8 protein-coding genes are annotated in these 9,118 nt (G+C 50.4%); all 8 read right to left on the bottom strand.

What is annotated here, in order from left to right:
• Nucleotides 1-149 precede the first annotated feature (149 nt).
• A complete protein-coding gene (locus GT1_RS18605; protein ID WP_188399969.1) occupies nt 150-1,511 on the bottom strand; it encodes an MFS transporter in 1,362 nt (453 codons plus the stop codon).
• A 108-nt stretch (nt 1,512-1,619) separates the two neighbouring features.
• Complete coding sequence (locus GT1_RS18600) at nt 1,620-3,077, bottom strand: S-layer homology domain-containing protein (protein WP_188399968.1); 1,458 nt, start codon at nt 3,075-3,077, stop codon at nt 1,620-1,622.
• 44 nt (nt 3,078-3,121) lie between these two features.
• Nucleotides 3,122-4,411 (bottom strand): MFS transporter, encoded by a 1,290-nt coding sequence (locus GT1_RS18595; protein ID WP_188399967.1) that lies wholly within the window; start codon nt 4,409-4,411, stop codon nt 3,122-3,124.
• 163 nt (nt 4,412-4,574) lie between these two features.
• On the bottom strand, nt 4,575-4,865 hold the full coding sequence (locus GT1_RS18590; protein ID WP_188399966.1) for a ferredoxin family protein: 291 nt from the start codon (nt 4,863-4,865) through the stop codon (nt 4,575-4,577).
• Nucleotides 4,862-6,145, bottom strand: a complete 1,284-nt coding sequence (locus GT1_RS18585) for an FAD-dependent oxidoreductase (protein ID WP_188399965.1) — start codon at nt 6,143-6,145, stop codon at nt 4,862-4,864. Before GT1_RS18585 ends, GT1_RS18590 begins: the two co-directional genes overlap by 4 nt.
• 27 nt (nt 6,146-6,172) lie before the next feature.
• Nucleotides 6,173-7,105: an electron transfer flavoprotein subunit alpha/FixB family protein gene (locus tag GT1_RS18580; RefSeq protein WP_188399964.1), complete on the bottom strand. Its 933-nt coding sequence runs from the start codon at nt 7,103-7,105 to the stop codon at nt 6,173-6,175.
• A gap of 21 nt (nt 7,106-7,126) precedes the next feature.
• A complete protein-coding gene (locus GT1_RS18575; RefSeq protein ID WP_188399963.1) occupies nt 7,127-7,903 on the bottom strand; it encodes an electron transfer flavoprotein subunit beta/FixA family protein in 777 nt (258 codons plus the stop codon).
• Nucleotides 7,904-7,967: 64 nt separating this feature from the next.
• Nucleotides 7,968-9,107 (bottom strand): acyl-CoA dehydrogenase family protein, encoded by a 1,140-nt coding sequence (locus GT1_RS18570; RefSeq protein ID WP_188399962.1) that lies wholly within the window; start codon nt 9,105-9,107, stop codon nt 7,968-7,970.
• Nucleotides 9,108-9,118 lie beyond the last annotated feature (11 nt).

Raw genomic sequence — 9,118 nt, 5'->3', positions numbered from 1 at the left:
ACTATATTTTAACATATTTGTAATTTCATATAATTTTTAAATGCACTTTTCACACAGTCTGACAGGTCCCTTGTCCCACTCTAACTAAATAGCAAGTTGTACCTTGCAAAAAACTAACGGATAATCCTTGCTCATATGCCCTGTTATTCTTATAGTATAATACTAACGTGTTCCTGAGCTAGTTGATCAAGGGATTTCCCCTTAGTCTCTCTTTTAACAAAAACATAGGCTGCTAACCCACCAATAACTGCCGGAATAATGTAAAATAGAAACGACATCTGAGGTCCTAGGTTCATTGTCATTATTATTCCGGCAACAATAGGCGCCAAAGCCCCCCCAAGCCGACCAAATGCCTGACACCAGGATACCCCTGTATTCCTAAATTCGGTCGGGTAACTCTCTGCCATCAGAGGTTGAACAGCGGTAATCGCATAGTTAATAGCAAAACCCATAAAAATATTGGCTGCCAGGATGGCAGCAAAATTACTGGGAACGAAGGTCATAATAAGAATAGAAGCACCACCAATAAAATAGCTAAAAATGAGATTTTTTCTGCGACCAACTATTTCAGCGACAAAGCCAGTCGAACAATTAGCGATTACTGCCGCAGCATTATTGGCGATTGCCAACCCATAGGCAGACGATAGCTTTAAACCTTTCTCCAGCATTAGAGAAGGCAGCCAAGCATTGATGCCATAAACGATGAAGCAACCGCAGAAATAGGTGATCCAGACACCGGCAGTTGCCACTCTATAATCTTTGGAAAAAAGGGCTTTAGGGCCAACAATCTTGGACTTTGGCGGAACTATTAAGGCATTAGGATCCCACTCAGTAACTCTTCCTGCGGCAGTTTTTTCAATATGCTGGAGAACTTTTACAGCTTCTAGCTTCTGTCCATTATTGGCCAGCCAGTGAGCAGTTTCATGCATCCTGAAATGCAGGAAAATGGCATATAAAAAAGGTAGCCCTCCTATCAGATAACATATTCTCCATCCGTACAGGGGAACAAGCAGGGTGGGTATAAGCCCGCCCAGCACCCAACCAACAATCATCCACGCCATACCAAATGTAATAAACAAAGCCCGACGATTGGTCGGTGTAGTTTCAGAAAATATTGTAGTAACAACAGGGATACAAGCGCCTAATCCCACTCCAGTCAACACACGGAAAAACGCAAACCACTCAAAGCTCTGGACAAAGTAGATTGGAATGGTCAAAAGTGAATATGCGGCGATTGAGTATATCAAAGTTTTCCTTCTGCCAATTTTGTCAGAGATGATACCAGCCAGCGCTCCACCAATGATCAACCCGAAGAGACTCCAGGAAGACAGACTACCGGTTTGTATCTTGTCTAAGCCCCATTCAGCAGATATTTGCGGCATAGTGTAGGATACGACCATGTAATCATAACCATCGAAGACCATTGCCATGCCGAGAAAGAAAAATACGGACCAGGTAAACTTGTTGACCCCCAAAGAATCAATTACCTCAGAAACGGTAAAGCTCTTCAAAATTTCTAAAACCTCCTTTGAGCGTTAGTGATAGAGGCAGAAGACGACCCCGAACAAGTCGGGGCCCTTAAACCGGCCCGGCTGCACTTTGCCAGGCTTTATTGCATTTTAATAGAAGAATTCGAGTTTCGTCATGTAGGTTTTATCCAGTCTGTCCTTGGTCAGGGAGGTTAAGCCTCTATCCTTAATTTTGTAATCCTGATATTCGAGAGACAATACCACGTTTTTGGCGACAACCTTTTGATAGGCCAGGAACCAGGCATTAACATTGTCGGTGCTGTGGGTAAACACATTGTAAGGCTGGCCGGGGTTAGCTACCGAGGTAGTGTCAAAACCGCCCGCACCGGACGGCAGAGCGCCCGCATCCACACTGCGGTAAGAAACCATCCAGGCATCTGTGCCTTTTTTGGCCGGATTGACCAGACCGACTGCCTGATACATGGCCGGTGGCGCCTGACTGTTACTAAACTGGACAGCCCAGCCTTTAGGATTATTAGGTAAATCGACCGCTCTGTCCAGTTTGCTGCCCACATAGTCGCCCAGCAGCGTGTATTTGCCCATTTTATAAACTACAGAGCTTGTCCAGCCTTGGGAACTGTCAAAAGAACCGCGATTGGTATTAAGTAAGCCTTTGCCACTCGGGTCGCTGCTTCCCGGAACATCCGCCCAGTAGTAGCCGCCATAGAGCGTAAAGTTTTTAGAAAGTTTATAGCCTAACTGGCCGGTGGTGAACTGGTAGGAGTCATTATCGCCATATCTGGCATTAGCCGCATCCCATTTGTTGGTTTTAATATTGCCGGTCCATCCTTTAAAGCTGAGCTTATCCCAGCTGTTGGTCAGCAAAATGCCGTCCACATTCATCGGCTTACCAATCAGGCCGGTGGTGATAAAATCCAACGCGCTGCGGCCGACGCGGATGGAATCAAACCCAAGCGTATCCTTGGCGGTCACTGTCATTTGATCAAGCGCGATTTCCGAGCCGGAAGCATACTCGGCATTGCCGAATTTATTGCCGCCGGTAGTGGCGATACGCCCAAAGAAAGTCATATTATCATTGACATTGCCCCAGAATTTAATCCGCTGCCTAAATTCAAACGTATCCGAACCGGACAGCTTGTTGCCTATGCTAGGATCATTGCCCACCACCCGGAAGCGGGTTTCGCCGCCGATCCAGGTATTGGTCTTGGTTTCCACTTTTGCCACCCTGGCACCCAAACGGTTGAGTTCACCGGCAAATTCGGCGGAAAGCTTATCAATAAGCTCCTTGTTGGCCTCACTGGCGCCGTCAAAATTATCCATGGCCTTCGCCACAACAATCGCGAATTCATAACGGGTCAACGTCCTGCCACCCTGGAAAGTATGGTCGGCATAACCGTCAACAAGTCCGGCTCTGGCTAACTTATCCACCGCGTCATAGGCCCAGTGATTGGCAGGGACATCACTAAAGGATTGGGAAACAGCAGCCTGCACCGGAGTGGAAAGCGCCGGCAGCCCGGCCATAGTCACCGACATCAGGACAAGTGGTACAATTGTCATCCACCTTTTCAATGCTCTCGTTTTCTTCATGAAAATCTCTCCCTGTCTTTATTTTTTTATGAATCGCATATAAATTAAACTTTTGCTGTGTCGTCCGAGCATTTAGCAGACGGCGCCTTAGGCATGGTGGTAAAAATCAGGCAAATAATCCCCACCAGGCAGATAGCCGCATTCAGTTGAAATGCCGGGGTATAACTTTGAAAAGCATCAAATAATTTTCCGCCAACCACACCGGCAGCTGAAACAATTATGGCCGAGATTGCCTGCAGCATGCCGTTAACTTTCGGGAAGGCTGCCGAGCCGAAGAAATGGCCCAGCATCGTGTTTTGTGCCACAAAAGACCAGCCAAAGCCGGCGCCATACAATATAGCTGCCGCATAGGCTGCCGTCAGCGCGCCGGGAGCCGCCTGCACGGCGAGATACGAGCCGACGAAGTAGCAGCAAATTCCCAGCATGAACACATAGCGGGCCGCAATTCTATCCATAAGCCAGCCGCTGATCAGCCGCCCAAAAATCCCGCCCATGGTGAACATCCCCATGGCAAACGCTGCATCGGCAGGCGAAATGCCTTTGCCTTTCAAATGCATAATCCAGTGTGCGGTAAAGAAGAAAAACGGCCATTGGCTGGCAGCCGCGGCCAGCACGGTCAGCCAGTAGGTAACCGATTTGTATACCTCCGCCGGCTGCCAGGCATATTTCGTCACCAGCGCGCTGTTTACCGGCGCCGCTGCTGCCGTAGCTTCCGCCTCCTCTCCATCAGGAATCTGTCCGATATCCTGAGGACGTTCTTTTACAAACAGCCAGGCTATCACCGCGCTGGTAACAGCAATCCCGGTCACCACCAGCCAAGCCAGCCGCCAGTTGCCGCCGGTAGCCGAAATCAGTTGATTTATGGCCGGCGCGCCAATAAAACCGGCAAAACCCGAAGCCGTCATGGCCAGGGCCATGGCTCTGCCCCGGAATTTAACAAACCAGCGCGTAACGGTTGTTGATAAAGTCACAATGGTGCTAAAACCAAGGCCGCAGCCTACTAAAAAACCAAAACCCACTAAATAATGCCAGGGTTGTGAGGCGACCTGCGACAACCATATTGTACCGACAGCCAGCAAGCCGGAGCCAATAACAAAGGTCTTGCGAACTCCCCACTTAGTAATTGACATACCAACCAGAATGGCTGACGTGCCCACAAATAAATTCAGCAATGAAAAGCCTAACCCGTAAGTAGCGCGATCCATCGGGATTTCCTTCAGCATGAAGGAATTAATAACTGCGCCGCCGTACAAAGGAAACCCCATATTGAGCAAGTATAAAGTCCATAAGACCCCAACCAGCTTCCAACCATAAAACTTTTGCCCATTTCCCACTGCCATGCCTCCCTTTAATAATCAACTATTTGTTATAATGTATATACATCTATATAAATAGTACTGCAGCTTCTATCCTTTGTCAACCCTTTTCTTCTGACATTTCAGAACAATCCAACTAATCAGAGGCCGAATATTGCCTGCGCCCTGCAACTATGTCCGGTTATCCGTAGCGGAAAGTGACACCAAACGTACCTCTGGGATAGTTCCACTTGATAATTCCCTTGTTTTTGCAAACCACCCGGCAGGTTCCGCATTCCAGACAGCCGGCATAGTCAAAGTTGACTTCACCGTCTTTCAGGGTATATAGCACCGCCGGACAAACAACCAGACAGGGTTTTTCTTTGCAGCCTGCGCAAATGGACTTATCAAGAACAATATGGGGTTCTTCCTCATCAACGGCAAATTTATTCAGTCCCAGCAGTTCCTCCGGCGAAAGTTTTTTTACTGTCATACCGCTTTAAACCCCTTCCAACCATCGGCAAGCAATTGGCCGAAGGTAACATGCTTTTTCAATACTTTCAGCATAGCCTTGTCCATCCGTTCAGGCAGCCTGCCGTCCACCGCAAACAAAACCTGCAGCATGTCATTAGCCATGGCCGGGTAGGTGGCTACCATCCGCCGGTTGCTCATAAGTTCATGAAATTTCGCATAAAGCTTCATGGTTGCCAGCAGTTCCAGGTTTTCCAGTTCTTTACGGTAGGCCGGCCCGACATTGCTGCTGTTTTCATTTTTAAGAATTGCCTGCGCCGCCGCCACACCGCTCACAATGGCCAGGTCAATACCGCGGATGATGGTGCCGGTATTGACAACCATACCGGCGGCATCGCCAACCAGCAGCAAACCGTCCCGGTATAGTTTTTCAGGCATGGCATGATAACCGACCTCCGGTACAAGGTGCGCACCATATTCGACGGTTGTGCCATCTTTAATCAGCGGATAAATGGCCGGATGCATTTTCAGTTCCTGCATAATCTCGTGAATTTGTTTGCCCTGACCGGTCAGGTCGGCCGGATTCAGCACAAGCCCCAGCGAAATGCTCTCTTTGTTGGTGTAAAGAAAGCCGCCTCCGAGGACATTGTCCGAACAGCCGATGAGCACCCGGGCCGCACCTTCGCCGCCGGTTACCTGGAAGCGGTCTTCAATGACGTTTGCCGGCAATTCAATGACCTCTTTGACGCCCACACCGACGGTATGGGCGTCAATATCCCGTCGCAGCCCGGCCTTTTGTGCGATAAAGGAATTTACTCCGTCGGCGGCAACGACTACCGTCGCATAAATTTCATCCTCACCGGCCTTTATCCCGACAATTTTACCGTCAGCTTCAATCAGCTCATCAACAAGAACTCCCGGCGCCAGCATGGCTCCCCGGGCTTCGGCCTGCGCGGCAAACCACTCGTCGAAAGGCGCCCGCAGCACAGAATAAGATTGGGGAACATTTTGCCCGAAATCATAATTCACATAATCGATAGTTGTTGCGCTATTTTCTCCCAGCATCATAATTTGCTCGCGTACCACAATTCTTTCCAGCGGCGCGTGCCTGTACAGGCCGGGTTCAACCAGTTCCAGCGCATAGGTGTATAAGCGTCCGCCGGTAACATTTTTACTGCCTGCGCTTACGCCCCGTTCTACCAGCAAAACACTTTTTCCGTTTTTCGCCAGAACGTAGGCGCAGGCGGTGCCGGCCGGGCCGGCACCGATAATTATGGCATCAAATTTTTCATCGTCTGACATAATATCCCCCCTACTGTAACCCTGTTTCTATTTTTTCTGCAAAGCGGCGGTTAACAAGGGAACGATTTCGTACATGTCCCCTACTATGCCGTAATCGGCTGCTTCAAAAATCGGAGCTTTTTCATTAGTATCAATGGCGACAATAATCTTAGCGTCCCTGATACCGACAACATGCTGCACCTGGCCGGAAATACCCATCCCGATATACAGCTCCGGCTTGATTTTCTGACCGGAAATGCCGATATAGCGATCACTGGGCAGCCAGTGGTAATCCTCCGCGATACCGCGGGTGCAGCCAATTTCGGCGCCGGCGGCAGCCGCAAGCTGCTCTGCCATTGTCAGATCTTCCTGTCTGGCCAAGCCGCGGCCCACGCACACCACCCGGCCGGCGGCGGCAATATCGGCGCCCTGGCGAAGGATCGGGCAGACATTGCTGACCGTCACTCTGTCATCCGTATTGTTGACTTCAATGGTACGTATTTCCCCTTGTCCGGCCTGAGCCGCAGCTTCAGCGAAAGTCCGGGGGGGAATGGTCACAAGGGCCGGTAAGGCAGCCGTTTCCGTGCACACGGCTAAACCGCCATACAGCAAACGTGTGGTCTCAATTGCACCGTCAAGATATTGAAGGCTCAACGCATCGGTAACCAGACCGGTATTGAGACCTGCCGCAACCTGTGCGGCCAGATCTTTGCCGCGCATGGTCGCCCCGGCCAAAAATACACTTGCCTGCTCTTGCTCCAAAATACCGGTGATAGCCGCAACATAGCTTTCCGGCCAAGGATTGGTGCCTGCAAGCACATATACCCTATCGGCGCCGGCATTAGCGAAACCTGGCGCAGCCTCAGGGTTAAGTGTAATTACATTAACAGGCTGCTGCATGACTTGTTTTAATTCCAGGCCGGCCGTCAAAAGCTGCCTGACAACTGCGCTGTCTTCAGAATAAATCCAAATTCCTGGCATGTTCAAAACTACCCCTTTCCTTTAGCACAGTCCCTCTTGGGCAAGACTGGCAACTAATTTGGCGACATTATCGGCTGGATTGGCTTCTTTAAAAATGACCTTTTTCCGATCCATGCTGTAGCCCTTGAGACTGGTAGAGCGCACTTTAGGCGTCAATTTTTCGGCGGCAAGTCCCAGGTCGGTCACTTTTATTTCCTCGGAAGGCTTTTTGGCGGCAGCCATAACCTGCTTCAGACCGGGTATACGCGGCTTGTTAATTTCCGGCAGGACGCTGATTACGGCCGGGCCGGTTACAGTTATTTCTTCGGTGCAATCACCCAGCTTACGGATTGCCACAATGCGTCCGTCAACAACAGTAAGCTGTTGAACATAGGTTATGGCCGGAACCCCGAGTAAACCAGCCAGCCGGGGGGCTGTCTGCTGACTATAGGAGTCAGAACTGCCTTCGCCGCACAGAACCAGGTCAAAAACCCCGATTTTATTGACAGCGGCGGCCAATATATTGGCCGTTACAAAGGCGTCCGCCTGTTTGCCCGCTTCATCGCCAATCCAATACACTTTGTCCAGACCTCTGGATAAAGCGTCTTTCAGTGATTGTTTGGCCACCTCAGTCCCAAAAGTAAGGGCTTCAACGCTGGCACCATGCTTTTCCGCTAACAGTACACCTTCTTCAATTGCATTTTTGTCATAGTCGCTGATTTTGTATTTGGCCCTGCCGGTGTCGAGAGACAGATCTCCCGCTATTTTTATATCTTGTTCGTCCAATACCCACTTGTAGCAGACAAGAAGCTTTTGCATGGTTTACCCCTTTCTTGATACAGGAGAGAGCCTCTCCTTCCAATTCATAGTCGACTTGCCAATATCAGGCCAGCAGGTTGCCGGCAATGATTTTTTCCGGGAAATCCAGTGAACTGTCTTTAATAACCACGCCTTTGACATCGCGATACAGGCGGGAAGCCGGCATTTCCTGGCTGTAACCATAACCGCCTTCCACCTGAATAACATCAATAAGCGCGCTTTGCCCGGCCCTGGCGGCAAACAGCTTGATGATGGCCGCCTCATTGGCAAACGGCTCGCCTTTTTCCAGCAGACTGGCGGCATCATAGACAGCCAGGCGCAGCAGATGAATATTGGCAGCCATATCGGCCAGCATGGTTTGAATTGCCGGGAAGCTGGCAATAGGACGCCGGAACTGAATTCTCTGCTTGCCGTATTTCACGGCATCTTCCATAGCCGCCTGGGCAATCCCCACCACCATGGCCCCCTCGGCGATTGCTGCCGCCGCCTGGGCTTCTGCGGCAATGGCCAGCCCGGTGCCTTCCGCACCTAAAAGATTGGCGGCCGGTATTTTTACATTATTAAACTCCAGTTCGGCCGACTGGCAGCCGAGCAAGCCCATTTTGCCAATTGTCCGCACTACCGACAACCCTGCTGTGCCACTGTCCACAATAAACGCGCTCATTCCCTGTGCACCGGCCTCCGGCTTGGTCTGGGCAATTACAATATAGACTCCGGCGGCACCACCATTGGCGACATAGCACTTGCGGCCATTTAACACATAGTCGTCGCCGTCTTTGTGTGCCACTACTTTTTGCTGACCGGCACCGGGAGCCGCACCCGGCTCCGCCAGCGCAAAAGCACCCAGTTTTTCTCCCTGACAAAGCGCCGCCAGATAGGTTTTCTTTTGCTCGCCGGAACCCCAGCGGCTAATGCTGTAGGCTGCCAGCGAGGCATGATTGACAAGAATGGCAGCCACCGCTCCACTGACCCGGGAAATTTCCTCAATAATTAGTGAGTAACTGAGATAGCCGGCCTCAGCACCGCCAAATTCTGCCGGCATAAAAATGCCGAGAAAATCCTGTTCCACCATTTTTGCTACAATATCGGCCGGATGTGCGCCTGTATGATCAATTTCAGCAGCTGCCGGCGCTATATACTCCTGGGCAAAATCCCGGGCATTCTGCTGAATAAGCTGTTGTTCTTCCGTTAATAGATAACCCATGCGTTACCCTC

The organism is Sporomusa sp. GT1 (assembly GCF_014634905.1).
GTDB classification, from domain to species: Bacteria; Bacillota; Negativicutes; order Sporomusales; family Sporomusaceae; genus Sporomusa; species Sporomusa sphaeroides.
This window is presented reverse-complemented; position numbering and strand designations above follow the sequence as displayed.

Bases quoted from the DNA above. Each gene is read 5' to 3' on its own strand.
- GT1_RS18575 (WP_188399963.1), bottom strand. From the start codon at position 7,903: ATGCAAAAGCTTCTTGTCTGCTACAAGTGGGTATTGGACGAACAAGAT.
- GT1_RS18570 (WP_188399962.1), bottom strand. From the start codon at position 9,107: ATGGGTTATCTATTAACGGAAGAACAACAGCTTATTCAGCAGAATGCC.
- GT1_RS18590 (WP_188399966.1), bottom strand. From the start codon at position 4,865: ATGACAGTAAAAAAACTTTCGCCGGAGGAACTGCTGGGACTGAATAAA.
- GT1_RS18600 (WP_188399968.1), bottom strand. From the start codon at position 3,077: ATGAAGAAAACGAGAGCATTGAAAAGGTGGATGACAATTGTACCACTT.
- GT1_RS18580 (WP_188399964.1), bottom strand. From the start codon at position 7,105: ATGCCAGGAATTTGGATTTATTCTGAAGACAGCGCAGTTGTCAGGCAG.
- GT1_RS18585 (WP_188399965.1), bottom strand. From the start codon at position 6,145: ATGTCAGACGATGAAAAATTTGATGCCATAATTATCGGTGCCGGCCCG.